Source organism: Exiguobacterium sp. SH0S2 (genome assembly GCF_004337185.1).
In the GTDB taxonomy this organism is placed as follows: Bacteria; Bacillota; Bacilli; order Exiguobacteriales; family Exiguobacteriaceae; genus Exiguobacterium; species Exiguobacterium aurantiacum_A.
On record NZ_SJVB01000002.1, the window covers coordinates 126391 to 152257 of the forward strand.

The 25867-nt window shown below is 52.5% G+C and carries 35 protein-coding genes; 8 read left to right on the forward strand and 27 right to left on the reverse strand.

Annotated features, from left to right (window positions below; translation table 11 throughout):
- Positions 1-48: 48 nt before the first annotated feature.
- The 5 genes from EVJ21_RS05455 to EVJ21_RS05475 all read right to left on the reverse strand — a co-directional run bounded on the left by EVJ21_RS05455 (position 49) and on the right by EVJ21_RS05475 (position 3271).
- Positions 49-462, reverse strand: a complete 414-nt coding sequence (locus EVJ21_RS05455; protein ID WP_016509287.1) for a Rok-like winged helix domain-containing protein — start codon at positions 460-462, stop codon at positions 49-51.
- Between the two features lie 217 nt (positions 463-679).
- Complete coding sequence (gene pgmB, locus EVJ21_RS05460) at positions 680-1345, reverse strand: beta-phosphoglucomutase (protein WP_016509311.1); 666 nt, start codon at positions 1343-1345, stop codon at positions 680-682.
- Positions 1346-1547: 202 nt separating this feature from the next.
- Positions 1548-1883: an Asp23/Gls24 family envelope stress response protein gene (locus EVJ21_RS05465; RefSeq protein WP_131438761.1), complete on the reverse strand. Its 336-nt coding sequence runs from the start codon at positions 1881-1883 to the stop codon at positions 1548-1550.
- Between the two features lie 72 nt (positions 1884-1955).
- A complete protein-coding gene (locus EVJ21_RS05470; RefSeq protein ID WP_070328627.1) occupies positions 1956-3011 on the reverse strand; it encodes an acyltransferase family protein in 1056 nt (351 codons plus the stop codon).
- A 74-nt stretch (positions 3012-3085) separates the two neighbouring features.
- A complete protein-coding gene (locus EVJ21_RS05475; protein ID WP_070328626.1) occupies positions 3086-3271 on the reverse strand; it encodes a hypothetical protein in 186 nt (61 codons plus the stop codon).
- A gap of 250 nt (positions 3272-3521) precedes the next feature.
- Between EVJ21_RS05475 and EVJ21_RS05480 the strand changes: the two genes are divergently transcribed.
- Positions 3522-4010 carry a restriction endonuclease subunit S domain-containing protein gene (locus EVJ21_RS05480; RefSeq protein ID WP_131464104.1) on the forward strand — a complete coding sequence of 163 codons (489 nt, stop codon included), beginning with the start codon at positions 3522-3524 and terminating at the stop codon, positions 4008-4010.
- A gap of 5 nt (positions 4011-4015) precedes the next feature.
- On the opposite strand, the gene EVJ21_RS05485 is transcribed toward EVJ21_RS05480, so the two are convergent.
- Entirely contained in the window at positions 4016-4615 is a 600-nt protein-coding gene (locus EVJ21_RS05485) for an alpha/beta hydrolase (protein WP_070328624.1), read from the reverse strand.
- Complete coding sequence (locus EVJ21_RS05490) at positions 4612-5556, reverse strand: VOC family protein (protein WP_070328623.1); 945 nt, start codon at positions 5554-5556, stop codon at positions 4612-4614. The genes EVJ21_RS05485 and EVJ21_RS05490 overlap by 4 nt, the downstream gene beginning before the upstream one ends.
- A gap of 119 nt (positions 5557-5675) precedes the next feature.
- Between EVJ21_RS05490 and EVJ21_RS05495 the strand changes: the two genes are divergently transcribed.
- The 3 genes from EVJ21_RS05495 (at position 5676) to EVJ21_RS05505 (ending at position 8238) form a co-directional block, all read left to right on the forward strand.
- Entirely contained in the window at positions 5676-6566 is an 891-nt protein-coding gene (locus EVJ21_RS05495; protein ID WP_070328622.1) for an ABC transporter ATP-binding protein, read from the forward strand.
- Entirely contained in the window at positions 6556-7749 is a 1194-nt protein-coding gene (locus EVJ21_RS05500) for an ABC transporter permease (protein WP_070328621.1), read from the forward strand. Before EVJ21_RS05495 ends, EVJ21_RS05500 begins: the two co-directional genes overlap by 11 nt.
- A gap of 63 nt (positions 7750-7812) precedes the next feature.
- The gene (locus EVJ21_RS05505; protein WP_070328620.1) at positions 7813-8238 is read left to right on the forward strand and encodes a hypothetical protein; all 426 of its coding nucleotides are present in this window, start codon (positions 7813-7815) and stop codon (positions 8236-8238) included.
- A gap of 43 nt (positions 8239-8281) precedes the next feature.
- Here the strand turns inward: EVJ21_RS05505 and EVJ21_RS05510 are convergent, their stop codons facing one another.
- Together EVJ21_RS05510 and EVJ21_RS05515 are read right to left on the reverse strand one after the other, a co-directional pair.
- Entirely contained in the window at positions 8282-8881 is a 600-nt protein-coding gene (locus tag EVJ21_RS05510) for a helix-turn-helix domain-containing protein (protein ID WP_016509316.1), read from the reverse strand.
- Between the two features lie 89 nt (positions 8882-8970).
- Positions 8971-9471 (reverse strand): PTS sugar transporter subunit IIA, encoded by a 501-nt coding sequence (locus EVJ21_RS05515; RefSeq protein ID WP_070328619.1) that lies wholly within the window; start codon positions 9469-9471, stop codon positions 8971-8973.
- A 206-nt stretch (positions 9472-9677) separates the two neighbouring features.
- On the opposite strand from EVJ21_RS05515, the gene EVJ21_RS05520 reads away from it, so the two are divergent.
- Positions 9678-11372, forward strand: coding sequence for a M3 family oligoendopeptidase (locus EVJ21_RS05520; RefSeq protein ID WP_070328618.1), 1695 nt, complete (start codon positions 9678-9680; stop codon positions 11370-11372).
- A 42-nt stretch (positions 11373-11414) separates the two neighbouring features.
- Here EVJ21_RS05520 and EVJ21_RS05525 read toward each other — a convergent pair whose 3' ends face one another.
- From EVJ21_RS05525 to EVJ21_RS05605, 18 genes are all read right to left on the reverse strand, one after another.
- Positions 11415-12305 (reverse strand): aldo/keto reductase, encoded by an 891-nt coding sequence (locus tag EVJ21_RS05525; RefSeq protein ID WP_131490058.1) that lies wholly within the window; start codon positions 12303-12305, stop codon positions 11415-11417.
- Positions 12302-12805, reverse strand: coding sequence for a cupin domain-containing protein (locus tag EVJ21_RS05530; RefSeq protein ID WP_070328616.1), 504 nt, complete (start codon positions 12803-12805; stop codon positions 12302-12304). Before EVJ21_RS05530 ends, EVJ21_RS05525 begins: the two co-directional genes overlap by 4 nt.
- Before the next feature lie 98 nt (positions 12806-12903).
- Positions 12904-13332, reverse strand: coding sequence for a CBS domain-containing protein (locus tag EVJ21_RS05535; RefSeq protein ID WP_016510664.1), 429 nt, complete (start codon positions 13330-13332; stop codon positions 12904-12906).
- Positions 13333-13605: 273 nt separating this feature from the next.
- Positions 13606-14406, reverse strand: coding sequence for an alpha/beta fold hydrolase (locus EVJ21_RS05540; protein WP_070328615.1), 801 nt, complete (start codon positions 14404-14406; stop codon positions 13606-13608).
- A gap of 91 nt (positions 14407-14497) precedes the next feature.
- Positions 14498-15610: a M14 family metallopeptidase gene (locus tag EVJ21_RS05545; RefSeq protein WP_131464112.1), complete on the reverse strand. Its 1113-nt coding sequence runs from the start codon at positions 15608-15610 to the stop codon at positions 14498-14500.
- Positions 15611-15692: 82 nt separating this feature from the next.
- Positions 15693-16094, reverse strand: coding sequence for a hypothetical protein (locus EVJ21_RS05550; RefSeq protein WP_131490059.1), 402 nt, complete (start codon positions 16092-16094; stop codon positions 15693-15695).
- A 112-nt stretch (positions 16095-16206) separates the two neighbouring features.
- On the reverse strand, positions 16207-16677 hold the full coding sequence (locus tag EVJ21_RS05555; protein ID WP_070328611.1) for a flavodoxin family protein: 471 nt from the start codon (positions 16675-16677) through the stop codon (positions 16207-16209).
- A gap of 134 nt (positions 16678-16811) precedes the next feature.
- Complete coding sequence (locus EVJ21_RS05560) at positions 16812-17216, reverse strand: hypothetical protein (protein WP_236633695.1); 405 nt, start codon at positions 17214-17216, stop codon at positions 16812-16814.
- Between the two features lie 14 nt (positions 17217-17230).
- Positions 17231-17881 carry an SIMPL domain-containing protein gene (locus EVJ21_RS05565; RefSeq protein ID WP_131464116.1) on the reverse strand — a complete coding sequence of 217 codons (651 nt, stop codon included), beginning with the start codon at positions 17879-17881 and terminating at the stop codon, positions 17231-17233.
- Between the two features lie 35 nt (positions 17882-17916).
- Positions 17917-18807, reverse strand: coding sequence for a GNAT family N-acetyltransferase (locus EVJ21_RS05570; RefSeq protein ID WP_161567321.1), 891 nt, complete (start codon positions 18805-18807; stop codon positions 17917-17919).
- Between the two features lie 293 nt (positions 18808-19100).
- On the reverse strand, positions 19101-19592 hold the full coding sequence (locus tag EVJ21_RS05575) for a hypothetical protein (RefSeq protein WP_131490061.1): 492 nt from the start codon (positions 19590-19592) through the stop codon (positions 19101-19103).
- A gap of 32 nt (positions 19593-19624) precedes the next feature.
- Entirely contained in the window at positions 19625-19795 is a 171-nt protein-coding gene (locus EVJ21_RS15345; protein WP_161567002.1) for a hypothetical protein, read from the reverse strand.
- 62 nt (positions 19796-19857) lie between these two features.
- Complete coding sequence (locus tag EVJ21_RS05580; RefSeq protein WP_131438785.1) at positions 19858-20370, reverse strand: hypothetical protein; 513 nt, start codon at positions 20368-20370, stop codon at positions 19858-19860.
- A gap of 14 nt (positions 20371-20384) precedes the next feature.
- Positions 20385-20936 carry a DUF2812 domain-containing protein gene (locus EVJ21_RS05585; protein ID WP_161568941.1) on the reverse strand — a complete coding sequence of 184 codons (552 nt, stop codon included), beginning with the start codon at positions 20934-20936 and terminating at the stop codon, positions 20385-20387.
- Positions 20912-21238 carry a PadR family transcriptional regulator gene (locus EVJ21_RS05590; protein WP_071398061.1) on the reverse strand — a complete coding sequence of 109 codons (327 nt, stop codon included), beginning with the start codon at positions 21236-21238 and terminating at the stop codon, positions 20912-20914. Before EVJ21_RS05590 ends, EVJ21_RS05585 begins: the two co-directional genes overlap by 25 nt.
- A 108-nt stretch (positions 21239-21346) precedes the next feature.
- The gene (locus EVJ21_RS05595; protein ID WP_131438787.1) at positions 21347-21853 is read right to left on the reverse strand and encodes a GNAT family N-acetyltransferase; all 507 of its coding nucleotides are present in this window, start codon (positions 21851-21853) and stop codon (positions 21347-21349) included.
- A gap of 54 nt (positions 21854-21907) precedes the next feature.
- On the reverse strand, positions 21908-22894 hold the full coding sequence (locus tag EVJ21_RS05600) for a tRNA dihydrouridine synthase (RefSeq protein ID WP_131490062.1): 987 nt from the start codon (positions 22892-22894) through the stop codon (positions 21908-21910).
- A gap of 97 nt (positions 22895-22991) precedes the next feature.
- Positions 22992-23594 (reverse strand): TetR/AcrR family transcriptional regulator, encoded by a 603-nt coding sequence (locus tag EVJ21_RS05605; RefSeq protein ID WP_131464124.1) that lies wholly within the window; start codon positions 23592-23594, stop codon positions 22992-22994.
- Positions 23595-23813: 219 nt separating this feature from the next.
- Here EVJ21_RS05605 and EVJ21_RS05610 point away from each other — a divergent pair, with 219 nt between their 5' ends.
- The 3 genes from EVJ21_RS05610 (at position 23814) to EVJ21_RS05620 (ending at position 25828) form a co-directional block, all read left to right on the forward strand.
- Complete coding sequence (locus tag EVJ21_RS05610; protein ID WP_131464126.1) at positions 23814-24773, forward strand: DUF5692 family protein; 960 nt, start codon at positions 23814-23816, stop codon at positions 24771-24773.
- Between the two features lie 183 nt (positions 24774-24956).
- Complete coding sequence (locus EVJ21_RS05615; RefSeq protein WP_255570022.1) at positions 24957-25109, forward strand: antitoxin VbhA family protein; 153 nt, start codon at positions 24957-24959, stop codon at positions 25107-25109.
- Positions 25109-25828 (forward strand): Fic/DOC family protein, encoded by a 720-nt coding sequence (locus tag EVJ21_RS05620; protein ID WP_131490063.1) that lies wholly within the window; start codon positions 25109-25111, stop codon positions 25826-25828. Before EVJ21_RS05615 ends, EVJ21_RS05620 begins: the two co-directional genes overlap by 1 nt.
- Positions 25829-25867 lie beyond the last annotated feature (39 nt).

A 25867-nucleotide genomic window follows, 5' to 3' on the forward strand; every position in this document is an offset into this window, starting at 1 on the left:
ATCGTATCAGAAATGTTACAGCAAAAAACCGACGAACGTTCTCGTCGGTCAAGCGTGTGCTGGTTCAGTCGTGACTTCTTCAGCTGATGCATATGTATATAGTCCGCGCCCGACTTTCTTGATTTCCGGATTGACCGATTCGATCTTGACCATTAATTGGTAGATGTTGCTAATATGGTGACGGTAGCGAAGCTCGAGCTCCATCTGGATGTCACGCACACTCATCGTCTGCCGTTCTTTCAAAAGGTCTGTGACCTGATGGACGTAAACCTCGAGCGGATAACGTTGATTGACGCGACGCGGACGCAACCGCTTTGATGGATCTGTCGACAGCTCTTCTTCCCGTTTGTCCCGGCTCAGTTCAGAAATTAAGTATTCGGCCCGGCGCTGTAATTGACGATACGACTCCTCGATCTCCATCAGTTCGCGATAGATATGTTCGTTGATGTTCGTAGATTCCATACACAATTCCCCTTCTACATCCAATTGAACTTCTCGATTACCTATTTTAAATCAAGATTTTCTAATTATTACTTGTTATCTTCTAAAAGTGTAACGGAGGTGTAATGTGTTTGTCATCTGTTTTTGGGCGTTTTGGACTTTTTAGGACTTTTGGACCAAAAAAAAGATGACGACTGTTCGGGGCAGTCGTCATCTCACGGAAGATGAACGTAGTCTGTTACGCGCCGACGCGTTCGAGGATGCGTCGGAGCGAGAGTTCATCGGTCGAAGCGACGATGAGGTCTGCATGACCAAGCATCGACTCTTCCCCGACGGCGACAGCAAACATGTTTGCCGCTTTGATTGCAGTCACGCCTGCGGCTGCGTCTTCAACGCCGATGGCATGTTCGGGTTTCACGCCAAGGGCAGAGGCAGCCTTCAAAAACACTTCGGGATGTGGTTTTGAGTCGGCGACAGTTGCTGCATCGACAATGTGATCGAAGTAATGGCGGACACCAAGTGCGTCAACGACCGCGAATGCGTTCTTTGAAGCAGATGCCATTCCGATTTTGAGACCGGCCTCTTTAATTTCATCGAGAAATGAAACGATGCCAGGAAGCAAATCGGCCGAAGAGATGTGCTGAATGAGTTCAACGTAGTGCTCGTTCTTCTTCTGGGCGAGTTCCGCCTTTTCATCCGGTGTGAAATCGTCCTGTCTTCCGCCGAGCGCAAGGATGCGTTCGAGCGAGTCAGTCCGGCTCACCCCTTTGAGCGTCTCATTGAACTCGCGGTCAAATGGAATGTCGAGCTCTTCTCCGAGTTGTTTCCAAGCGAGGTAATGGTACTCCGCGGTGTCAGTGATGACACCGTCCAAATCAAAAATGACTGCTTCAATCGTCGACATACATGCTTTCCGCCTTTCCTTCAAATGTTTGTGTCCTCAGACTACATTTAGGGAACTTGACAAGTACCCGTTGCACGATTGGTCAATGATGCAAACGGTTGCACTTGTTCGATTTCTATTATATCGGATAACGCCTCATCTATGCAACCGCTTTCGCAGAAAAAATAAAAAATAGGAAGAGCGCTTCGCTCCTCCTACCATTTTACAATTGAATGCCGACGACTTTCACGTTCACCGCTAGCGGTGTCATCGCGAGCATCGTGTCCATGTCTTGGGTGATGCGCTCTTGGACGGCCGTCACCGTCTTGACGATCGATTGACCGTAAGCGATGTAGAGCGACAAGTTGATGATGACGCCTTCCGACGACTCATCGACTTTGACGTGCTTCATGAGCGCACGCTCTGAGAGTTTCGTGTCTTCTTGTGTGAACGACACGTGTTTCGTTTCTTTGACGACGACCGCGGCGATCATCTCGACGACGTGGCGTGAGACGTTGACGTCTCCTTCTGTACTGTTCATTCCATTTTCATATGGCATGCTGTCACTTCCTTAGCTCTAGTTTCGGTTCCCATCTAAAGTGTAGCGGAAAACCGCCGTTTAGAAAAGGGTTTACGATTTTGGGTCTTTCACGTCCTGCGCGCGGCGGACGTCAATCTCGACGAGCGGCCTCAACATCCGGACGGCCGGCGGGCTGATGATGAGCAGGACGATGAGGCAGGCGACACCGAACAAGACGAGCAACTGTTGCCATGACGTCGGCATGAATCCGACCGGCACGAACGCCTTCCAGGCGACGATTAAAAACACATGGACCAAGTAGACGTATAGACTATACTTCCCTGCCCGCGTGAACACGGGCAACTCACGCCCCGGCACGATGAGCGCGAAGCTGACGGCCATGAGCGTCGACACCGTATAGACGATCAAGAAAGCGAACGGACCGCTCCAAATCGCCTCCGGCACCGCCGTCTCGTAGGCGAACCGGAATTTGAACAAGTTGCCGACGTGATAGAACGTGCCTTCTTTTTGGAAGCTCATCGAGGCGAGCAGTCCGAGCGTGAGTGCGATGAAGACGACCGCCCCACCGACCCGGTAACGGTTCCGTTGCTCGGCCCGCTTCGGCAACTCGAAGAAGTTCATCGTGTTGCGCTCACTCATCCAGTTGCCGATCAAGAAGAACGGATAGAACATGATGACTTTCCGGAGCGCGAAGAATCCGGTCGATTCTTCTTGGAAGCCGAACAACAGGGCGAACAACAGCGCATAGAGCACATACCCTTTCAACTGGGTCACGTACGGCGTGATGACGTACCAGATGACGATGGCCATCAAATACCAGAGCGCCCAGTACGGCTTGAGCACGTTCAGTCCCGGGTTCTCGAGCGACAAGAGCGGGACCCCTTCCGTGAAGGCGAACCATGAGCCGAGAATGACTTGCCAGATCACGTAGACGACGAACAGCTGGATGACACGCAAATAACGGTTCTCCCGAAAGAAGTAACCGCTCAGCATAATGAATAACGGCATATGAAACGTATATAAGAACAAATAAACCCACTTCGGCAGTAAGTCGTCGTAGGCACCGCGCACATCGGTCAGCAAGTGACCGAAGACGACGAGCAAGACGAGCACGCCTTTAATATTGTCGTACCAATGATTTCGCATAGCGTCCCCTCTAGTTCTCCTGTTGCTTTTCCTCTTTGTTGTTGGCGTATCGCTTCTGAGCGACAACCCGGATTTCAGCCGTCCATGGCACCAACGAGTCGATGGACCTCTTCTTGTTCGAACCCTTCGTTGAAGTATCGGTTCAACGTCGTCTTCACATCGTTGTGCTGTTTATACAAGCCGACGACGAGCTCAATCAACTCTTCTTGAGTGAAGCGCTTCAACTCAGCACGCAGTTCACCGACTTTTAACTTCTTCATCTGACCACCCGCTTCATTTTTTTCCTTTCCCATCATAGCCGATTTTTTGACCCGGTGAAATTACGATTCAACAAAAAAATGATGACGTCATTGTCATCATTCCCTGTATCTGCCGCTTGCAAGCCGAATCGTTAACAAATCTTCATGCGCGAGCAGGTTTTGCGCGTATTCAAATGGACGAGAGTGGGTAGAGTATAGTATAGTGGTTTTACTAAATAATCAGAATATTCTAATAAAGGAGGTGTGGAGAATGGCTTCTGTCATCCGTAACCGTCATCACGTGGTCCATGACCCGAAACGTTCGTTCTCTAACTTTGGATTTTGGTGGAGTATCGGCGCGCTCTCGATCGGTTTATTCATCATCGCTTTCGAACCGCTCCGTGAACGGTTCAGCGCCTTACATCCGGTCGCTTCAGTCTTGTTCCTGATTGGCATCTCGTTCGTGGCCGGTGTCGTCATGAAGCTCGCCCGTGACGTCTGGTGGCTCAACTACCTGCTCGAGCGCACGTCGAACCGGTACATGTATGTCGGGGCGGACACACTCCGGAGCTGGCAATACACGCTCGACTCGATCTGGTTGTTGACCCGCACCTCACAAAAAAAGCTCGGCCGATTGTACATCCAAATCGACCGAACCGTTCGTGCTGAAGAAGCGAAACGCATGTTCGCTGCCTATTTGATTGATCGTGGCGTCCTCGTCGTCTACTCGAGATCGTCCAAACCGAAGAAAATGGCCTGACCGTTTCAATCGATTAACGGCACAACCCATGCTCGAGCTGCTTCGACTTCCTCCATTCGCAGCTCGTGCCCGCCTCCGTGATAGAAGAGCTCGACGTCCGCTCCGGCTTCCCGTAGCGTCGACGTCAGCTCTTCTGTTTCTTGTTTCGGACAAATCGGGTCACGCTCGCCGGCCGAGATGAACACGGTCGCACCCGTCAAGTCAGGGAGCGTGAGCGAGCGGTCCGGTACCATCGGATGGAACAAGAGCGACGCCTTGAACGCGTTGTCCCGGTATAAGGCCGATCCGATCAAGTTGGCACCGTTCGAGTAGCCGAGCGGGATCATCTTGTCGCGGGCAACGCCGTATTTAGCTGCCGCCTCGTCAAGAAACGTGAGGAAGCGTTCCGTCTGTTTCTTCAAATCTTCAAGGTCTAACACGCCTTCCGCATGACGGCGGAAGAAACGGGACATGCCGTTCTCGAGGACGTCGCCCCGGAGCGTGAGAATGTTCACTTCAGTTGAGAGTTCACGGGCGAGCGGGATCAAGTCCTGCTCCGTCCCGCCTGTACCGTGCAACAAGACGAGCGTCGTCTCGGTCGTGCCTTTAATGAATTGATGAATCATATTCTGTCTCCTCTCGGGATTGTGATGGTTGGTAGCGTTCGTGTGATCTTGTCGCGGTCGACTTCGAGCCAGTCCGGCAGCTTCAGCGCGCTACCGAGTTCGTCGATCGTTTCATCAACGAGGAACCCGGGTGCGTCGGTCGCGAGCTCGTGCAAGATGCGTCCTTCGTCATGGAAGTAGACCGAGCGGAAGTAGTGCCGCTCTCTCACCTCGGTCGGACGGAGGCCGCGGTCAAAGATTGCGTCTTGCCACGTCGTATACTCGTCACCGTCCGCGATACGCCAGGCGATATGGTGGACCGTCCCCGCACCGGGCACGCCGTTCGGGAGGACGGCCTTTTTGACGTCGATGACGTTGCCGTAATCGGCCTCGCCCTCAAGTCGGACCCATTCCGAGTCTTCCCCCGTCTTCGTGAAGCCAAACAGTTCGGTCAATAGCCGCACCGTCGCCTCCGGGTCTTTCGACAAAAGCGTCGCCCCGGCGAACCCGGTGATCGCTTCTTGTTTCGTGATACCTGGAACGAGCCAGTCCGTCTGTTTCGCGCTCGCCCGCGCGACGAGCTCGACGACGAGTCCGTCCGGGTCTTCGAACAACAACGACGGCTCGCCGAACCGTTCGGTCGCGACCGTCGCGACACCGTGTTCGCGGAGACGCGCTTCCCAAAACAAGAGACTGCCAACTGGTACGAGATACGCGGTGACACCGACCTGCCCGCTGCCGACGCTGCCTTTCCCGATACCCGGGATCGGGAAGAACGTGATGACCGTCCCCGGCGTCCCGGTTTCATCGCCAAAGTATAAATGGTACGTACCCGGGTCATCGAAGTTGACCGTCTGCTTGATGAAGCGGATACCGAGGACGTTGCCGTAAAAATCTAATGTGCGTTGCGGGTCTTTCACCATCGCCGAGATGTGATGGATACCTGCTGAGTGCGTCGTCATGACGTGTCCCCCTTTTTTATTATCTTGATTTCAAGATAAATCATTTCTGATGAAAAGTGAAACTTTTTGCTCACAATGCCGTACGCTAAGAGTAGACACCTAATAAGGAGGACTTACATATGACTTTACAAATTGACCGTGTCTCGAAGCAGTTCGGGGAGTTCACGGCCGTCGACGACTTGAGCTTTCACGTCCCCAGTGGCGAGATGTACGGCCTGCTCGGGGCGAACGGTGCCGGCAAGACGACGACGTTCCGGATGATCTTAGACATTTTAAAGCCGACTGACGGCACGATTCTCTGGGACGGACGCAACGTCGACCACCGCATCGTCGGCTATTTGCCGGAAGAGCGCGGCCTGTATCCGAAGTCGCCCGTCCGCGACCAGCTCGTCTTTCTCGCCAGCCTGAAAGGAATGAAGTCGGCTGAGGCGAAACGTGCCGTCAAGTCGTGGCTCGAACGGCTCGAGATCCCGCAGTACGAGACGATGCGTGTTGAACAGCTGTCAAAAGGAAATCAGCAAAAGATTCAGTTGATTGCGGCGCTGCTCCACAACCCGGAACTGCTCATTTTGGATGAGCCGTTCAGCGGTCTCGATCCTGTCAACGTCGAGATTTTGAAGCGTGAAGTGCTCGCCCTGCGCGACGAAGGGACGACGATCGTCTTCTCGAGTCACCGGATGGAGCACGTCGAAGAGCTGTGCCAACATATCGGCATCTTGAAAGGTGGCCGCGCCGTCGTCAGCGGCGACGTCCCGACGATCAAGTCGCGTTACGCCGAGCCGGTGCTCTTCATCGAGACCGATCGCGTCGATGTCCTCACGGCACTCCCGATCGTCAAAGCGGTCGAACCTCATCGCGACGGTCACCTCATCCGGCTCGACTCGTTCGAAGGCAGCGACGCGGTGCTCGGCGCCCTCGTGCAAGCAGGTGCTTCCGTCAAGACGTTCATGCGCCAACCCGTCTCGCTCAACGACATTTTCATCAAGGAGGTAGGCAGCCATGTTTCATAACTTCAAACCATTGTACGCGTTCACGCTACGCTCGAAACTGCGGTCGAAGGCGTTCCTCATCTCGACGATCTTGACGATCGTGTTCATCCTCGGCTTCACGAACATCGACCGCCTGCTCGCGAACTTCGAGGACACCGATCAAGGCCAGGCGCTCCTCGTCACGCAAAACGCCGAACTGACTGAAATCATGCAGTCGCTCGGTTACGAAGGGGTCGAATCGGCCGACATCACCGAGACCGAGGCGCGCGCGGGACTCGAAAATGGGGATTACGAGATCGTCGCCTTCATCGACGGCGCTTCGGCCCGCGTCTTGTCCGACCGTCCGGAGCCCGATTTCACGACACTCCTGCAGACGGCGCTACGCGAAGTCCGCAACGCCGAGCTGATCGAGACGTCGAACATCGACCCGACCGTCCTCGCCGCTTTGAACGAGCCGGTCCCGATCGAGGAGTCTTACCTCGGCCGTGGCGGCGAGAACTCAGAGGAGCTGTTCTCATCATTCGCGTTCGTCTACATCATGCTCATGCTGCTTTACGTATCAATCATCACGTACGGTTCGATGATCTCGACCGAAGTGACGACCGAGAAGTCGTCGCGCGTCATGGAACTGATCATCTCGACGACACATCCGGTGACGCACATGCTCGCCAAGATCTCGGCGATTGGTACGCTCGCCCTGTTACAGATCGGCATCTTCCTCGGGTTCGGTTACTTCAGCGCCCGCAGCAATGAGATGGCCCAATCGGTCATCGACAACGCCGGCAACGCCCGGGCCGTCATCTACTTATTGACGTTCTTCACGCTCGGCTATCTGCTCTATGCGGCCATGTTCGCCGTCCTCGGCTCGCTCGTCAGCCGTGTCGAAGAGTCGCAGCAGATGACGATGCCGGTCATCATGCTCCTGGTCGCCGGTTTCCTCGCCGCGATGTTCGGGTTGAACAATCCGGAAGCGCAGATCGTCACGATTTTGTCGTTCGTTCCGTTCTTCACGCCGATGCTCATGTTCCTCCGCGTCATGCTCGTCGACGTACCAGTCTGGGAAGTCGCCTTGTCGATCGGCATCATGCTCGGCTCGATCGGTGTCATTCTCTGGATCGGTTCGAAGTTCTATCGCGGCGGCGTCCTGTTCTACGGGAACAACGCGATTAAACAATGGCGTCAAATATTACAAAATCGTCAATAACGTTTACAGCATTTTCGTTTTCGTATACTCTAAAGAATGTGCAAAATGAGGAGGAAACGAACTATGCGATCACGATTACTCGCAGCCTTGATCTTTACATTCATGACGACGCTCACGACGTTCATCTGTTATACCGTCTTCTTAGAGGCCGACGCGTTGTGGCAAATCTTGCTCGCATACGCGGGCAGCACGTTCCTCGGAACGCTCGCGTTTTGGTATCCGGTCAGTCGACGTTCTGAGACGTCAAGGTTCGGCGGCGCGTGGATCGGGATTTTGATCACGCTGACGACACTCGTCGGATTCACGATCATCCGCTTCACCGTTCGCGGTGATGCCGCTTCCTTACTCGACTGGCAGACGATGCTCGCGAGCCTCGCCTATACGTTCGGTTACATCGGCTGGGTGCTCACGATTCTCAACATCGTGCTCGGCTTCCTGCTTGCCGGGACGAAACCGAAAGTGCGTTATGAAGCAAGACCAATGCGTTAAATCAAAAGCAGCCGTTCTGCTCAGAACGGCTGCTTTTTTGTGCTCACTGTAACTTATACGACTTATCGACGATGCCAAACTCCGTATATTGGAACGAGTTATCGACGAACTGCTCCGGGACGAGCTGGTCGACGTAGCGGGCGAATGGGACGATGCGATGTGTCGCCTCATGCGTCCGTCCGAGGTCGAGCACGGCATCGACCAACGCTTCTAACGCGTGGTGCGACGTCGGTTCCTCGTCCTCTTCAAAGATGCGGCGCAGTTCCTCTTCGTGCATCAAGTCGAAGATGCGCATGCGCGTCTCGAGCTGATGCTGCATATCTTCCGTCGACTTTCCGTGCATCGCTTCTTCATAGGCGAGCTTCATCTGTTCGAGTTCAGGGGCTTTGCCTTTCATGAGCACCTTCAAGGATTCCCCCGTCCAAATGTGCCGTGCCAAGTAGTTCGCGTCAATCTTCAGCGCCTCGGCGAGCGCCTCTATGTAAGGCATCGTCGGGTACACTTCACTGAGCTCGGTCCGGCGAATAAAGTACGGAGCGACACCGATCTGTTCGGCGAGTGCCTCGATCGAGATACCCGTCCGCTCACGCAAGATTCGGATCCGGTCCCCATAACCCCGGTACGGTGCATTTTTACCATCCATTGAATTCTACCCCCTCTTTTCCATTATAGTTCCCGAATCCACAAAAAAATACTCGGAAGCGCATGCTTCCGAGTAAGTGGTCGAATTAATTATTTTTTCGTCAACTCGACGACTTCAGATGAACCGGCTGTAACGTTGTCGCCTTCGGCAACAAGTTTGTTCACAGCGAAGCTGTCATGGTTCGTGATGATGATCGGTGTGATCGTCGACGGTGCGTTCGCTTTGATGAAGTCAAGGTCGAACGTGACGAGCGGGTCGCCCGCTTTGACGGCTTGGCCTTCCGTGACGTGCGTCTCGAAGCCTTCACCTTTAAGGTTGACCGTGTCGAGACCGATGTGGATCAAGTACTCCGCACCGTTGTCCGCGTTGATACCGATCGCGTGTTTCGTCGGGAAGACCGTCGCGATTGTCCCGTTGACCGGTGACACGACTTTTCCGTCTGTCGGTTCGATGGCGATGCCATCACCCATCATTTTTTGTGAGAACACTTGGTCAGGCACGTTCGTAATATCGATGACTTTCCCTGTAAGTGGTGACACCGCGTTCAGTTGCTCGTCTTTACCACCAAAAAGTTTTTTAAAGAATCCCATAGCTTAATCCCTCCAACATGTTCTGTTAATCAAAGTCTTAGCTTTTATACCCGAAAAGCTATTACTTCAATCCCTACCCTATTCACGGTATAGTTGTATTAAGGTAGTGCGAATTCGTTTACACATCGTAAGAATACGAGTGTGCAATCGCTTTTGCAAGCCCTTTTTACACTTTATAAAAATTTCACATGATGGAGGCGCTTACAATGACGACTTTCACAAAATTGTCATACGAACGGCCCGACGTGGACGCTTTAAACAGCCGATTGTCGGACTATTCAGTCGAATTGCAGCAAGCGAGCACACTCGAAGAGGCGAACGAATTGATTCGCCAAATCAACCAGGAACGGAACGCGTTCGAGACGCAAAGTCAGCTCGTCGCGATCCGCCACTCGATTGATACGCGCGATGCGTTCTACGAAGCCGAGCAGACGTTCTTTGACGACGCGTTGCCGGTCTACGAGAAAGAAGTCCAGGCGTACTATCGCGTCTTGACGGAGCACGACCTCCGCAGCCAGCTCGAAGCGGAATGGGGCAGCCAATTGTTCGAACTCGCGGAACGGGCACTCAAAACGTTCGACGAATCGCTCATCCCGAAACTGCAAGAAGAGAACCGACTCGCGACGAGCTATCAAAAAGTGATGTCGGCCGCACAGATCGAGTTCGATGGCAAGACGCTCAACTTGTCACAGTTCGGCCCATACTTACAGTCACCCGACCGGTCGGTACGAAAAGCGGCGTCCGAGGCGCGTTATACATACCTCGCCGACAACGGTGACGAGCTCGACCGCATCTATGGCGAACTCGTCCGCGTCCGGACCGAGATCGCGCACGCGCTCGACTTCCCGTCGTTCGTCGAACTCGGCTACGCCCGGATGCAACGCGTCGGCTATGATGAGTCGATGGTCGACAACTTCCGTAAACAAGTGCGCGACGTCATCGTCCCGCTCGCGACGACGTTAAAAGACAAGCAGGCGAAACGCATCGCTGTCGATACGCTCCGCTACTATGACGAATCGTTCGTCTTCCCGGACGGCAACGCGACACCGCAAGGCGACGAGTCGTTCATCATCGAGGGCGGCAACAAGATGTACCGTGAGCTCTCGGGCGAGACGGACGAATTCTTCCAGTACATGCAAGAGCGCGGCGCCCTCGATCTTACGGCGAAGCCCGGCAAAGCCGGCGGCGGTTACTGCACGTACTTACCGTCTGAAGGTCTCCCGTTCATCTTCTCGAACTTCAACGGCACGGCCGGCGACATCGACGTGCTCACGCACGAGGTCGGTCACGCCTTCCAAGTATATGAGAGCCGCCATTTGACGACACCGGAATACGCGTTCCCGACGTACGAGGCGTGTGAGATCCACTCGATGTCGATGGAGTTCTTCTGCTGGCCGTGGATGGAGCTGTTCTTCGGCGACCAGGTCGACAAGTACAAGTTCAACCACTTGGCCGGAAGCGTCACGTTCCTCCCGTACGGCGTCCTCGTCGACGAGTTCCAGCACATCGTCTACCGGAAGCCGGACATGACGGCAGAAGAACGTCGTCAGGCGTGGCGTGACCTTGAGAAGGTATACTTGCCGCACCGCGACTACGAGACGAACGACTACCTCGAGTCGGGCGCATGGTGGCACCAACAAGGTCACATCTTCCAGAGCCCGTTCTATTATATCGACTACACGCTCGCCCAAGTTTGTGCCTTCCAGTTCTGGGTGCGCATGCATGAGGACCGTGAGTCGGCGTGGAGCGATTACCTCACACTCTGTCAGGCCGGCGGTAGCCGCTCGTTCCTCGAGCTCGTCGAACTGGCCGGACTGAAGTCACCGTTCGAAGACGGCGTGTTAAAAGACACGCTCGGACAGATTGAAGACTATCTATTGAAGCACCCGTTAGCGAACTAAAGACATACGAAAGGTGAGCCCACGTTGTGGACTCACCTTTTTTTAGATGACATCTAACGGTTCTTTCCCGCTCGGCGGCGGGAACGCCTCGTCGAGCGCTTTGAAATCTTCTTCAGTCAGATTGAGGAGCAGCGCCGCCCCGTTCTCTTCGACGTGCGCTTTCTGCCCTGCTTTCGGGATGGCGATGACGTTGCCGCTCCGGACCGTCCACGCGAGCAGGATTTGGGCCACCGACGCATGATACGCCTCGGCGATTTGTTTCACCGTCTCATCGTTAAAGATCTTCTCTTTCACGTCGCTGCCTTCGGCGAGCGGCGAATAGGCCATCACCGGGATGCGCTGCTCTTCTAGGAACGGCAACAAGTCGTGCTCGATGCCGCGGCTGCCGAGATGATACAGCACTTGGTTGACCGCGCAATGCTTCCCGTTCGGCAAGGCGAGCAGTTCTTTCATGTCGTCGACGTCAAAGTTTGAGACGCCCCACGCCCGGATCTTCCCGTCTGCTTTCAGCTGTTCGAGCCCGTCGACCGTCTCCTTGAGCGGGATGTTGCCGCGCCAATGCAACAAGTAAAGGTCGAGATAGTCGGTGCCGAGCCGCTCGAGCGTCGTGTCGCACGCCTGTACGAGCTTGTCGCCCCCGGCGTTATGTGGATACACTTTCGAGACGAGAAAGACGTCCTCGCGCCGGTCTTGGATCGCTTCCCCGACGAGTGATTCTGACTTTCCTTCCCCGTACATCTCGGCCGTGTCGATGACGTGTAATCCGCAGTCGAGACCTGTCTGTAACGCCTCGATCTCCGCGTCATGTTTCGATGCGTCATCGCCCATGCGCCACGTGCCTTGACCGAGGGCGCGCATCTCGCGCTCGTCCGGCAATTTGACCACGTGTTGTTTCAATGCCGCCAAAATCAGTGTGTGTGGAATTCGGTTCATGTTGTTTCCTCCTTGATCCATTGATCGTGTAACGGCCCTGTCGTCCCGAAGACGGGATCGGTCGCCGGTTTGTCGACGCGTTCGATTCGATGGACGTTGTCCGGGCGTTCTTCAGGCTTACCCGTCAACGTGTCATAGTCGCGTCCTTCCGGATACGCCCCAACGATTTCGAAGTCATCGCTCGCCTCGAGTCGACGGTGTCCCGTCCCTGCCGGCAGGATCAACACGTCACCCGCATTCAACGAGACGAGATCGCCGGTCGCGCCGCCGAGTTGAACGGTCGCACGGCCTGACCTCACCCCGAGGACCTCGTGCGTGTTGCTGTGATAGTGGTGATAGTCGAACACACCGTTCACCCAACTGTTGCCCCAACCGTTATGCTCGAACGTCGCCTGGATGCCGTCCGCCTCATCGAACACGCGTCGGTATAAGAGCACCGGGAAATACGGGTTGTTCGGGATCGAGCCGTCATCTTTAAACCGATATGTGGACATGTCCATGTGATCGCCTCCTTGTCTCTGACACTGTACCCGACTTACACGGGATATAATCGACACAAAAAATGACCCGACCCTTTAATAAGGGCCGAGCCACTGAGTTAGCGTACTTCGCTCTCGAGCTGTTTCAACTTCGTCGAGTAGTACTCGATAATGTCACGGCGTCGGATGATGCCGATGAAATACTTGCCGTCATCGACGACCGGCACGAAGTTTTGATCGGTGATCGCATCGACGAGCTCCTCGATTTGCGCCGTGATCGATACCGGTTTATAGCGTATGCGTTGTTTGATGTCTTTCAGGCGAGTCCGGAGCACTTTCTCATAATCTTCTTCCCCGCGAAGTTGTTCAGCGAGTGCCCACAGTAAGTCTCCTTCCGTCATCGTTCCGGCGTAAAAGCCGTTCTCGGATACGAGCGGCACCGAGGTGAAGCGATGATGCTTCATCTTCTCGAGCGCTTGCCGCACCGTCGACTCCGGGTCTAAATATTTGACGTCTTCTTTCGGATATAAAAAGAAAGCGATGTTCATATATAATCTCTCCTCAATCTGTTAATCCACCACGCTATTGTACCATGAATCGTAGGGTTGACCGCAATAATTGACCGCACCCCACAATTGTTTCACCCTCCCTTCATTAGTTGCTGTCACAGAAAAAAGTCCTTTACAAGAACAGGACCGGCGTGACACGTCATCAACAGAAAACTGGAAAGTAACTCCAATTATTTATACCCTGTACGCATCGATTCTACCCATCCGAGTCCATAAAAAAAAGACGCCTTTCGATCAAGGCGTCTCGTCTAATCAGATAAAATGTAACATCGTTTGATTGAACTTCTCCATCTCGTCGAGCACGGTACCGTGACCGCTCTCCTCGAAACGCTCGATGCGCGCGTTCGGGATGCCTTTTTCCATCTCTAGGGCAAACTCGAACGGACAGACTTTGTCGTGGACGCCATGGATGATCAGCGTCTCGACGCCGACTTTCGGCAAGTCTTCACGAAGGTCCTCGTCGCGGAGCGCTTTCGCCGAGGCGATCGTCCCGTGGCTCGAGGCGATGAGTGACAAGCTGTGGAACCAGTTTTGAAGCGGTTCTGGATGCTTCTTCTCAAAGAAGATCTCGCCGAACCCGGTCAACATCGAGGCACGGTCGCGTTTCGTATCTTCGATCAAGGCGTCGACTTCTTCTTTTGTCATGCCGTACGGATAGTCCGGGCGTTGCGTGAATACCGGTGCCGCCGCGCCGGCGAGGATGAGTTTTTTCAAACCACCGTCCGGATAATCGACCGCATAGCGGATCGCGATCGCCCCACCCATCGAGAAGCCGACGAGTGTGAAGTCTTTGACACCGAGGCCGTTGACGACCATGTTCACGTCAGACGCCATCGTCTCGTAGTCATAGCCCGTAGCCGGTGCGTCCGACTTCCCGTAACCCCGGTAATCGATACCGACGTAGCGGTAGCCCGCATCCAACAGCGCGTTCTTCTGATACTCGAACATGTTGTTGTTCGCCGGCCATCCGTGCAAGAAGACGACCGCGTCGCCCGTTCCGACGTCCTCGACAAAAATAGACGTCCCGTCATGTGCTGTAATGTAATTCCCCATCATTCAAAACCCCCAATCGTATTGTTGAGCGTTGTGCGCCGTACGTTTGCCCACAACCCATCTGTTCCCGTTTGAGCGAACTGAAAACCTGTCAACCGTCGCGCCAGAGCGATTCGGCCTTCAAGATATGCTCGACCGCTTGCGCGCCTTCTCGTAACACGGACGTCTTCCACGTCTCGTCTTCCGGGTAGAACATGGCCATGAATTCTTTTTTGATGCCGTTCCGTGCCTCCGGGTCTTTCGTGCCTTCGAAATAGAGACGATTCTCTAAAATGATCGTCAAAAATTCACGGATCAGCGCTTTCGTCGACGTGCCGAACGTCCCGAATTCGAACAAGGCCGAGACGAGCTGCTTGTCCGGATGCTGCGTGTCGCGGACGTAATAGAAATGGTTCGTCGAGTCGCCGAGCACGTCATCCGGATTGTACGTCTTGATGTTCTTCAACCCGTATGTCTGTTTTAACTGCTCGGCGCTGCGTCCGTCCCGCTCGCTGACGAGCATCGTCACTTCGTTCGTCGGCCCGAGCGCGGTGTGCCAGTCCATATGAACGACCCGGTCGTAACGGTCGAGAAGATCGTGCTGGATCTCTTTCATGAAGACAGCGGACGGTTCGTCGGCGTCTCCGCCATAATAGACGCCTTTCGGGAATTGGTACTGGCCCATCCCTTTCGCCTCGGTCATCGCGTCGAACCCGTCGAGCTTGATGCCAGAGCCGAGGAACGAATAAATGTGTTCGCGCGCCTCGTGATAGTCGTCGATGACACCGTCCGGGACGAACAAGTGGCGCATCACCTCATACTCTTTATTGACGTTTCGCGGCAGCGACTCCCGGTCGACGACGTAGTTTCGGTTCAAATCGACGTTATGTTCGTTGACGCGCCGGAAATGTTTCATCCCCCATGGGTTGACCGCATGGATGAAGCAGACGCCTGTCACGTCATGGCGGACGTTGCCGAGCTGTGTCTCGATGAATTGCTGCGTAACGGCCGCACCGGCGTAGCCTTCGATCCCATGCTCGCCGATCGTCATGAGCAGCATCGCCTCACGTGACCCGGCCGGTTCGCCGATGATCACGTCGATCGTATCTTCCCCGATCGAATGCGACATCGTCCGCGCGCTCGGGTAGTATTGTTTGACGGTGTCGAGCAAATCGAGAAACCTCTCGCGCGACTCGTCGTAAGATGATGAAAAATAAGTACTCATATGATTCCCTCCATTCATGTCTTCTGTACCCCTTTCCCATTTCGAGGCAAGCTAAAAACGCCTCCCGAGGAAGGCGTTTCGATTAATGGACTCCGGCTTTCGTGCCGCGGTCTTGGCGGCGGAACGCAAACAAGTAGACGAGCGGGGCGAGCAAGACGGCACCGAACAGCCAATACGCACCAGGGCTTGCGAACAACGGTTCGAACGCGCGGAAGAACAAGGCGACAAGTGAAAACCCGACGACGAGCTCGGCTGTCCAAATGACGGCGCGTCGGACGGCAAGGGTGATCGTGTTCGTTTTTTGGAAGAGTGCTGCGATAAACGCGATCAAAAAAGCCGGGAAGCTACTGAACCAGAGCATCCGATTCAACGTCGATTCGGCAAAATAAGTGTTGCCGAGCGACACGGTGATCGCGTAATGGGCGATCAACACAAGCAAGACGACAATCCACCCGACAAGGACATCTCGTTCCCATTTTTTCATCCTTATCCCTCCATTCTTTAGAAAAAGAGCTACACTTGTATTTACCCGTTTCTCGTACTGTTCGGTCATACGACACAACAAAAAACGCATCCCATCAGGAACGCGTCTTCGTTCACTTATCGAACAGATGGCTCGCCCAGTCACGGGCCCGCTCGAGCTCTCCCTCTTTGAGCGGTCCTTCTTTGTCGAGGACGAGGAATGATTCTTGAAGCACCGGCTCTGCTCCTTTTTCCGTAAGCGCCCGTTCAATCCGGGTCGCGGCGTGGCCGAACCACTTGACGATCTTTCCGACGAAAAAGCCTTGGTCTTCTTCGGCCATGCTCGTATCGAACGCTGCGGCCCGCACTCCGCGGAGCGCATGATCCGACAGTCCGTCGAGAAACGTCTTCACGTCCTCGGTCTCGCGTCCGCCGTGTGTCGGTGATCCGACGACGAGTAAATCGAGGTTGGCGAGATCCCCGTAGCCGATATGACTGATGTGAACCGCCTCGACTTGGTGAAGCTCGCCGAATCCGTCTTTGATGGCGTGGGCGACTTTTTCTGTGCATCCGTACATCGAGTCAAAAGTGATGAGGATTTTCATGACGTATCCCTCCATTAAGCGAAAACTTTCTTATGTCTACATGGGACTATTCCCTTAATGATGGACCGCTCATCATGTATCCATTCTTTTCTCTATAATCCGATTCGAAATCTGTTCCTCAAAATTATATAAGTTCATCGACGTTTCCTCAGCCTAGTGCCCAAAAATACCGCGATTCCCAAGCCGATGGCGGCATAGGCGATTACGTCTAGATGATTTCGGCTGTCAAACGGTGCTTCATGGACGAATTCGGCCCGCTTCCACTCAGTACCGTCCTCGACCGCGAGCACGTCTTCGACCGACTCCCCTTCCACTTGACGATATTCTGTTCCGATCGGATACATGTTCGAGGCGTCCCCATAATAGTCGCCGGTCATATCGTCAGCCAACGTCTCGACCTCACCGACGACGTCACCAAGATCAGCCTCCAAGACCATAATGTCCGTCACTTCATACACCCGTCCGTCCAAGACGACGAACGCGTACGCCCAGGACAAGGCGTGGACCGACAGTGAGACAGAAAGCAGCAACACCAACATCCAAACGACTCGTTTCATTCGATTGCCCAGACGAACGTCGCCGTATCGCTCAAATCGATATCGTCCGGCTGAAGCTCTGGCATCGACGCCTGTGAATGGAACACCTCTTCATGGAATACCAAATTAGTTGGCGAGTAAAGATGGAGCTCGGCCCACGTATAGTCAATCCGTTTCAATTCCCCAAGCTTCGCACCGGCCGCTTTCGTCAACAGTTCAGCCCGATGCAACGCACTCTCCGCCGCGCTGGCGAGGAGTGCATCGCTAACCACATCTGAATCTTTGATCGTGAACTTGATGGACAGTTTTGGATCTGCCATTGAATTCGTGACGCTTTGGATGACGTCAGACAAGCGTTTCGTGTCGAGGTCAAACTCAAGTTTTGTTCGTTGCTCACACACATAGCCACGGAAACGAGATTTATAATTTCCGTCCTCGTCACGGTAACTTTCATAGTCTGTATCGATCGAGAAGTCCGTCGTCTTTAGAGCGGTCTTATCGAAGCCGGCCTGTCCAAGCGCCTTTTGCAGACGCGCCACGGCCGTCGCCGCCTCGTTCATCGTCTCCTCGTAACGCACGGCCTTCGAGGTCAACTCCATTTTCACGACAATCAAGTCTGGCTTGGCCGATACTTTTCCCGTTCCTTTGACTGTGATGGTGCGTTCCATGTTTCATTCTCCCCTTTCTCTCTATCCTAAGTCGCTTAATTGTGCAATTGCCATTGCGTCATCGTCCGAAACGGAACGAAGCCGATGCTGTAATAAAACATCTGGTCTGAAGCGACAATCGCCTGTTCCGCCCCTAGTTTCCCGCTCCGTATGATCGCCTCATAGACGACCGACTTTCCGAAGCCTTTCCCCCGGTACGTCGGGTCCGTCACGACCGGTTCGACGTAACTATAGCGATCACCCGGGCGATACCAGACACCACAATGTGCAACGTACTTCCCCTCAGGTGAGGCAATGGCAACGATCAGTTCAGGGAGAATCACTGGACTCGACAACATTTTTTTCCGTCCGGCGATGGTCGCGGCATCATCCGGCGCATTCCCGTCGTGGTCAAAGCCACGCCACATCACTTGGTTGTATTGTCGCCAATCCCATTCATCCGCGAGAGACACGTAGGAGAACCCGTGCGGCAACGACTCCTGATTTATCCGAGAAACATGGATTTTCGCGAACCGCTCGATTTGTCTCGTCGGTCGAAATCCGGTCTCTAAGGCGGCAAGTTGCAGACACTCATCCTCATCCGGTAACAATAGTCGCAAATCACCATGCCTATGCAACCGCTCGACCGCATAGGCAACGAGTTCAGGCTTCAATGCGTCGTACCCTTCCTCCACGACCAAAATCGCTTCCCCTAAATTGAGCTCATACGTCGCCAGGGCGACAAGGCGCCCCTCATCTTCCCACATGCCAATCCGATGCACATGTTCTTGATCACGAAGCGCATGGTTCACCGCCCAGTCCCACGCCCCCCATAAAAGACGTGGTGCCTGCAGCTCCGTTAAGTTGATTCTGATGAGAAAGTCTCTTACTTTTACAGCATCCTCCGACACATAAGGCTCATGTGAATACGGTCGAAATGAGATCACTGTGCCACCCTCCTCTATAAAGCTTTCACTGAACAGCATCCAGTCCCTGCCAATACGTGATGTTGCTACAATTCGCCAGCGACTTCGAAACCTCCTTCACGATGGCATCACACTAGCCGCCCACTTGACGTCGGTCAGTTCGTACAAGAAATGAAAAGAGTGAGCAACCGAATAATCGTGTCCCCACTCCCGCTTCAACTATTCTCTTGTTATGTAGCAGTTTTTTTCAAGAGGAGACAAAAAACCGAACATGATACCACGTCCGGAAAATCTACAAGCATTTTACGAAAATGTCACGATTTTACGACATGGAGACACTCTGGCCGCTCAAACCCGACATCCCCTAAAAACCGCAACTCATCAATCGTCAACTCGTCGAGCGTGATCGAACGAACGCTCGGTTCGGTCTGTTCATCGACCCACACTTTCCAAATCTCGACTTCATCCGCCGTCTTCAGGTGGTCGGTGATGTAGTCAACGAGTTGCTGGGCTCTCGTTTCGGTGTAGCGCCAACGCAATTCAGCGACGTGCGGTTTTTTCGAGTACGCTTCGACGTTTTCCTCTGCATAATAAAGTTCTCGTTTGACCTCAATCTCGTCGAGTTGCTCTTCTGCCTCGACGTGCATCAAAATCTTTTCGTCGCGATCGAGGTCTTCGTCGTCTGTGAGCATTTCAGGCAACACGACACCTTTTTTGATGGCCTCGTTGATGGATAAGAATTCGATATATGGATTTTCGACTTCTTTTAGCGGTCTATCGCTCGTCATAAATTGAAATTCACTCATGTTATTTGCCTCCCACTCTTATATCATCATAGTCATTGTTTCATCGCGCGAATGGAAATGATGAGTCCAATCAAATAGCCGATTATCGAGCCGATGACAATCCCGTATGCAACCGTAAAATCGAATAGTAGAGAGATGATCATCCCGGCAGCCGTTCCGAAAATAAGACCAAGCCCGACCGCTGATTCGCGCCATTCGTTCATTTCCACCACCACCTTCCTTCCGCTCACTACATACGAATTAACCCAATAAAATGTTTCATTTTTCACTCACTCTCTCGCCATTTAGCCAACAATGTGTTACAACGGCTGCGGACAGCCGGACTTCCTGTCTCGAGTTGTTTATGGAGCAAATCAATCAGTTCATCATGGAAGCGCGAATAGCGGACGCTCAAGTCGAATAGCGCTTGGAGCGAATTGACGATGACGATTTTACTCGTCTCGGAAGCAATCCATGCTTTTAGAACACGGACGACCTGCCCCGCTTCGTCATCGCTGAGCGGCAACCGCGGCATCAGTTGGGCGACGTGCCAACGGACTTCTTGTTGGGTGAACGCTGGCAAAAGTTCGAGGAGCGGCGCCTGATGCGCCTTCAACAGTTCAGGATAGCGTCGCGTGATCTTCTCGACCGCATCCGCGCTTCGCATTCGGACGACAGGACGGTCATCGGTCAACCCGACCATCAGTTCCGCGAATCGTTCTGAATCGTCGCCAACGAATTGGACGACCTCATCGACCCGTCCGATGGAACGCAAGTCCCCGCCTTGAAGACGTTCCAACAGATTCTCCTCCATCACTGATCCCGTTCGACCAGTTGACGCGCCTCCCTCAACTTTGAAAGTTTCCGATATTGTTTCAGCACGAATGTGATAAATAGTATACTGACTAACAAATTAGGAACCCAGAGGAAAGATTCGATACCGTTCGACAGGTTGAGGAATGCTACAAATAAATTGAGATACAACACAAAACTATACAGATGAAAAATCCGTCGTTCATGGCGAATCTTCGAGTCAATGTCTGAGTAGAGTCGAAACGGTCCGTCAGTTGTTAGTTTTCGGAGAAAGACCCAACGAAATGTCGTCGCGACGACCTCAATGCCCATTTCCTCCAAAAATTCAAAGTAAGCGACCGATTTCGGATGACTTGGTGCCTCTTCAATCAATTCGATTCGATAAGTATATTTGTTCGGCTCCCCTTGCACAAACGTGTAACGCCCAAGTCTAAAACGTTCAAGAAACCACCCTGTACCCGCCATATCGTTCAACCAAGCCTCTTCCTTTTCGTAATCCGCGTAAAAGCGATATACCGTTTTGGTTTTCATGATTTGTTTCCCCCAATCCACTGTTTTCCATTCGTGACGAGTTCTTCGAGCCGGACGAGTTCGGCCTCAAGCACTGCTTGTCCTAGAGGTGTGACGACATACTCTTTCTTTCGTCCGCTCGCTTTCTCCACTGCTTCAATCCATCCTTTTTCAACTAAGTTGCTTAACGCGCCGTATAATGTTCCCGCCGCCAACTGGACACGGTCATCGCTCAATTCTTGTACGAATTGCATGATTCCATACCCGTGACGCGGAACTTGTAGCGACAATAAAATGTAATACACCGCTTCCGTCAACGCGACGGTTCCTGCTGATTGTGTCATAGTTTATCTCCTTTACTTCGTCTACCGTTATATCGTCTCCCGATATAATGAGTGTACGCTCATCTTCAATAATTGTCTACAAAAAAAACCTATGTTCCCATAGGTTGCTCATCCTGTCGTGTGGCGCTGATACACCAACAAATTGACGCCTGCATAATCATCTTCTTTCATATACGTAAAACCGAGACGTACCAAGACCCGTTGCGAACGCTCGTTTTCAGGATAGCTGAGCGCGATGATTGGTCCTATTCCCGCCAGCAAATCGAGAAACTCGAGTGCCTCTTGAGCTGACTCGACCGCGTACCCTTTCCCCCATGTGGTCGGATCGAAAGCATACAATAACTCGACATCGCCAGTCGGTAACCGTGAGAAACCGCAATGACCGATCAGTTGGTTCGTCGACCGTTCAACCACACCCCAGACCCCGTAGCCATATTCCATCCACTGCTCCTGGAAACGAGTCAGCAAGTGCGCGGCATCTTCTCGAGTCTTCTGTTTCCCGTCCCCTAAATAACGGCTCACCTCCCGTTGACCGAGTATGGCGGCGTATGTTGTTAAATCCTCTTGAGTGAGTGACCTCAATACCAGCCGCTCAGTCTGTCGAGTTGGAATCATCTGTTCGTCCTCCTGTTAATAAATATAGAAAAGGAGCGACTATGCGCTCCAAAATTAGCTTTCAATCAGCTGTTCTATTCGTTTATTTCCTTCAAATTCGGCGAGCAGGGCCCGCACTTCATCTGTCGATTTCGTATCCATCAGTTTCACACGGAGGTCGCTCGCCCCGGGGAACCCTTTCACGTAAATCTTGAAGAACCGGTGCAAGTTCGAGATCGAACGCGGCACGTCTTCTTGGAATTTGTCTTGCAGGTCGAGCTGGAGACGAAGAAGATCGAGGTGCTCTTCCATCGAGTGCTCACGCGGCTCTTTCTCGAACGCGAACGGGTTCTTGAAAATCCCGCGACCAATCATGACGCCGTCGACGCCATATTTGTCGACGAGCTCGAGACCCATTTGACGGTCGAGGATATCGCCGTTGATTGTGATGAGCGTATCCGGTGCAATCTCATCACGCAATTTCATGATATCCGGGATCATCTCCCAGTGTGCGTCGACTTTACTCATCTCGTTGCGTGTGCGTAAGTGAATCGACAGATTGGCGATGTCTTGCTTCAAGAGATGCGTCAACCAATCGCGCCACTCGTCGAGTTTTGCGAAGCCGAGTCGTGTCTTGACGCTGACCGGGATACCACCGGCTTTCGCCGCTTGAATGAGTTCGGCCGCGACGTCAGGACGGAGGATGAGGCCGCTCCCTTTCCCGCGTTTGGCGACGTTCGGGACCGGGCAACCCATATTGATGTCGATACCTTTGTAACCCATCTCGGCCATGCCGATGCTCATCTCGCGGAAGTAGTCCGGGTTGTCACCCCAAATATGGGCGACCATCGGCTGTTCGTCCTCCGTGAACGTCAAGCGTCCACGCAGGCTGCCTTTCCCTTCCGGATGGCAGTAGCTGTCCGAGTTGGCGAACTCGGTGAAAAACACGTCCGGTCGGCCGGCGTGGGCGACGACGTGGCGGAAGACGACGTCAGTCACGTCTTCCATCGGGGCAAGTACAAAGAATGGACGCGGTAGGTCGCGCCAGAAGTTTTCGTTCATATAGAATCATTCCCTTTCGTAATCAATCCAATAAAATCACTTTATCCATTCTATTATGGACGGGGGAATGTATCAACTGACAATACTTTCGAAATTTTTAACGCTCCTCATTCCCAATAATCTTGAAGAAGTGCGTGAACCCGTCTTGCAACAAGTACTCCAATACACGATTCATATGTTCAGGCTCGACAACATTTGTCTGCAGCAACGTTTGGAGCACCATCCCATCGATCGCTGCCATCGTCCACGCGGCGACCGCTCGTGTCGAAGGACCTCGCTCGACACCGTACGCTCGTACGAAGATGGCTTCCACCCGGTCGATCCACTCCTCATACTTCTCTTTGAACTTTTGTTGCAGTTCCTTGTTCCCGAGCATCGCCTCATGGGCCAAGTAAAACTGTAGTCGACTCTCCGCATCTTTTTTCAAGCGGTCTTGCATCCCGTCGAAAATCTCTTGAATAATGGCATGGGCTTCTTTCTTGTCTTCGATCGATACGGTCGCGATTCGGCGAATCTCGCCCAAGCCCTCGTCCATCACATCATAAAGAATGGCCTCTTTGGAACTGTAATAGTGATAGATGGCGCCCGTGCTAAGCCCCGCCTTCTTCGCGATGCCACGAAGCGTCGTGCCTTGGATCCCGTTCTCGATGATCGTCGCTCGCGCCGCCTCTAATATCTTTTGTTTCCCTTCGTTCATCATGTGCTTCGACGCTCCTCACTTAATAATGGCTAATTATATCATAATGATTTGACGGTTCTATGACATGTCCCTGTGACGTCCCGAACATCATTGACAACGCTTCCAATAGTTTGTTACACTTTTCACATAAACATAACGAACGTTCGGTATGTTTATTGACATCATATTTTTCATTGTTGTTTCGTCACCAATACTTTAGAAATGAAAGGGGCGTTATTTATGTTCTTCTTTGAATCCATTCCTTGGTACAATGTCGCCATGTGGTTCGTCGTATTCGGCTTGTTGATCGGATTAAATGAAATCGTCCGGTCCAGCAAAAAAGCCAGCATTCTCATGTTCATGGCGGTTCCGATCGTGTTGACCCCGATTTGGTTCTTCACCGCCGACCCTGAGATCACATCATGGTTTCACTGGGTGAAAGTGTATTCCGCTCTCGCCGGAAGCTTGATTTACATGGTCATCCGCTTCACCGATTATCACAAAAAACATCCATGGTACTTGATACTCGTGCCGGGTATCTTGGCCCTCAATATCGCCGAGGCCGTCGTTCGAGAATTCCAAGTCGGCATTCTGGGATTTGAAGGCATGGTCGACGGGATGAATTACATCTCGGGTGGTTGGAACTACGTGAACGCCGTTGCCGGGATCCTGAACTTGCTACTCATCTGCGGCTGGGTCGGCATCTTCGCGACATCTGGCAAGAAAAAAGACATGCTCTGGCCAGACCAGACGAAGCTTTGGATTGTTGCTTACGGCATCTGGAATATCGCCTACGTCTATTCATGTGCACCGGGTAACGCGTTCTATTCAGGGTTCGCCTTGAACATCGCCGCGACGGTTCCTGTCCTGCTCTGGGCGAAAGGGACGTGGATGCAAAACCGTGCCCAGACACTCACGTTTTGGATGATGTGGGTCATGACGTTCCCTTACTTCTTCGCCGTCGGCAGCACGTTCAACGTGAGCGTGTCGTATAATCCGGCAGCGAACTGGACGATCGCGCTGTTCAGCCTTGCGCTGAACGTCGTCCTCGCCGTCTGGCAAGTGACGCGCATCGTCAAATACAAACTCAACCCGTTGAAAGACGAGTTGTGGAAAGATACGAACGAATACAAAGAAATCAACGCGTTGCGTGAAGATGCAGTTCCTGAACGGGAAACCGCGATCGGTAAAGCGTTGTAAGCAAAAGACGGGCTACGAGGCCCGTCTTTTGCTACGTAAATTTAGATAGCTCTGAGAGCAGCTCAAAATAAGTTGCTCTTTAAAAAAAAATTTTACGTGTATGATATAATTGTAAATAAGTTGATCAAAGTGAAAAGGGTGATAAAAGTGGATAAGAACTCATATATCGAACGTCAAAGGCAAGTGAAATTTGCAGTTGGTATGGCTGCAATCGACGGGGGAAAACCAAGTCCCTTCACACAGAAATTGCTGAATCGATATGAAAACGGTGAGATCACTTCAGCCCAATTTAAGCAAGCCATTATGGAGCAGTATACGAAAGCACATCAATCCTAATGGATTCTTATGTTTACCCACATATAAATGTACTCATTAATAAACTTGGGATAACTGACGAACAACAACTGATTAATGTTGAAGCACAACTCATCATTGCAAACATATTAGAGATCGAGTCACTCATTTCGGAAGTGGATTTCGATAGTTATCATTCTCTGCAACAAATCCATCGACATCTATTCAACGAACTATATGAATGGGCCGGCGAATTTCGCTCAATCAATATCTATAAAAATGAGCGAATTTTGGGTGGCTTATCTGTGGTTTACAGTGATTCTTTGCAGATTCAAACGAACTTAGCATCTATCTTTGATTGGAAACAAGAAATCACATGGACCCATAAAAATATACGACTGCCCGTCTATTTCGCTAAGCTAATGACAGATTTGTGGCGGGTTCATCCTTTTCGTGAAGGAAATACCCGTACCGTTTCTGTTTTCATGAAACTTTTCGCTCAACATCATAATTTGCCTTTTAATGCAGAACTGCTTTCTAATAACGCCGGTTACCTTAGAAATGCACTCGTCATGGCCGCTATCAATGATGCGCCAGATCCGACCTATTTACACAAAATCATAAATGATGCTTTATCTATCGACGTCTCTACTAGCTTGTCAGATAGTGACGCTTCTTCTGAAAAATATCGCACAATTGGTTCGTATAACGTTTCTAGTTATGAAGAAAAGCCATTCTCTACAGACCATCATGAATCATAATTCAAAAAACAGACAACCTTAGAGAAACCGCTCACCGGC

Coding starts and splice junctions, on each gene's coding strand:
- EVJ21_RS05485 (WP_070328624.1), bottom strand. CDS start 4,615: ATGATTCATCAATTCATTAAAGGCACGACCGAGACGACGCTCGTCTTG.
- EVJ21_RS05600 (WP_131490062.1), bottom strand. CDS start 22,894: ATGAACGAAAACTTCTGGCGCGACCTACCGCGTCCATTCTTTGTACTT.
- EVJ21_RS05490 (WP_070328623.1), bottom strand. CDS start 5,556: ATGACGACGCACTCAGCAGGTATCCATCACATCTCGGCGATGGTGAAA.
- EVJ21_RS05475 (WP_070328626.1), bottom strand. CDS start 3,271: ATGAAGAAGTTAAAAGTCGGTGAACTGCGTGCTGAGTTGAAGCGCTTC.
- EVJ21_RS05545 (WP_131464112.1), bottom strand. CDS start 15,610: ATGAGTACTTATTTTTCATCATCTTACGACGAGTCGCGCGAGAGGTTT.
- EVJ21_RS05505 (WP_070328620.1), top strand. CDS start 7,813: ATGCGATCACGATTACTCGCAGCCTTGATCTTTACATTCATGACGACG.
- EVJ21_RS05530 (WP_070328616.1), bottom strand. CDS start 12,805: ATGGACATGTCCACATATCGGTTTAAAGATGACGGCTCGATCCCGAAC.
- pgmB (WP_016509311.1), bottom strand. CDS start 1,345: ATGTCGACGATTGAAGCAGTCATTTTTGATTTGGACGGTGTCATCACT.
- EVJ21_RS05520 (WP_070328618.1), top strand. CDS start 9,678: ATGACGACTTTCACAAAATTGTCATACGAACGGCCCGACGTGGACGCT.
- EVJ21_RS05470 (WP_070328627.1), bottom strand. CDS start 3,011: ATGCGAAATCATTGGTACGACAATATTAAAGGCGTGCTCGTCTTGCTC.
- EVJ21_RS05575 (WP_131490061.1), bottom strand. CDS start 19,592: ATGAGTGAATTTCAATTTATGACGAGCGATAGACCGCTAAAAGAAGTC.
- EVJ21_RS05455 (WP_016509287.1), bottom strand. CDS start 462: ATGGAATCTACGAACATCAACGAACATATCTATCGCGAACTGATGGAG.
- EVJ21_RS05620 (WP_131490063.1), top strand. CDS start 25,109: ATGGATTCTTATGTTTACCCACATATAAATGTACTCATTAATAAACTT.
- EVJ21_RS05535 (WP_016510664.1), bottom strand. CDS start 13,332: ATGAACATCGCTTTCTTTTTATATCCGAAAGAAGACGTCAAATATTTA.
- EVJ21_RS05515 (WP_070328619.1), bottom strand. CDS start 9,471: ATGGGATTCTTTAAAAAACTTTTTGGTGGTAAAGACGAGCAACTGAAC.
- EVJ21_RS05525 (WP_131490058.1), bottom strand. CDS start 12,305: ATGAACCGAATTCCACACACACTGATTTTGGCGGCATTGAAACAACAC.
- EVJ21_RS05590 (WP_071398061.1), bottom strand. CDS start 21,238: ATGACACAATCAGCAGGAACCGTCGCGTTGACGGAAGCGGTGTATTAC.
- EVJ21_RS05480 (WP_131464104.1), top strand. CDS start 3,522: ATGGCTTCTGTCATCCGTAACCGTCATCACGTGGTCCATGACCCGAAA.
- EVJ21_RS05550 (WP_131490059.1), bottom strand. CDS start 16,094: ATGAAAAAATGGGAACGAGATGTCCTTGTCGGGTGGATTGTCGTCTTG.
- EVJ21_RS05540 (WP_070328615.1), bottom strand. CDS start 14,406: ATGGGGAATTACATTACAGCACATGACGGGACGTCTATTTTTGTCGAG.
- EVJ21_RS05605 (WP_131464124.1), bottom strand. CDS start 23,594: ATGATGAACGAAGGGAAACAAAAGATATTAGAGGCGGCGCGAGCGACG.
- EVJ21_RS15345 (WP_161567002.1), bottom strand. CDS start 19,795: ATGAACGAATGGCGCGAATCAGCGGTCGGGCTTGGTCTTATTTTCGGA.
- EVJ21_RS05610 (WP_131464126.1), top strand. CDS start 23,814: ATGTTCTTCTTTGAATCCATTCCTTGGTACAATGTCGCCATGTGGTTC.
- EVJ21_RS05465 (WP_131438761.1), bottom strand. CDS start 1,883: ATGCCATATGAAAATGGAATGAACAGTACAGAAGGAGACGTCAACGTC.
- EVJ21_RS05510 (WP_016509316.1), bottom strand. CDS start 8,881: ATGGATGGTAAAAATGCACCGTACCGGGGTTATGGGGACCGGATCCGA.
- EVJ21_RS05560 (WP_236633695.1), bottom strand. CDS start 17,216: ATGTTGGTGTTGCTGCTTTCTGTCTCACTGTCGGTCCACGCCTTGTCC.
- EVJ21_RS05595 (WP_131438787.1), bottom strand. CDS start 21,853: ATGATTCCAACTCGACAGACTGAGCGGCTGGTATTGAGGTCACTCACT.
- EVJ21_RS05495 (WP_070328622.1), top strand. CDS start 5,676: ATGACTTTACAAATTGACCGTGTCTCGAAGCAGTTCGGGGAGTTCACG.
- EVJ21_RS05500 (WP_070328621.1), top strand. CDS start 6,556: ATGTTTCATAACTTCAAACCATTGTACGCGTTCACGCTACGCTCGAAA.
- EVJ21_RS05565 (WP_131464116.1), bottom strand. CDS start 17,881: ATGGAACGCACCATCACAGTCAAAGGAACGGGAAAAGTATCGGCCAAG.
- EVJ21_RS05555 (WP_070328611.1), bottom strand. CDS start 16,677: ATGAAAATCCTCATCACTTTTGACTCGATGTACGGATGCACAGAAAAA.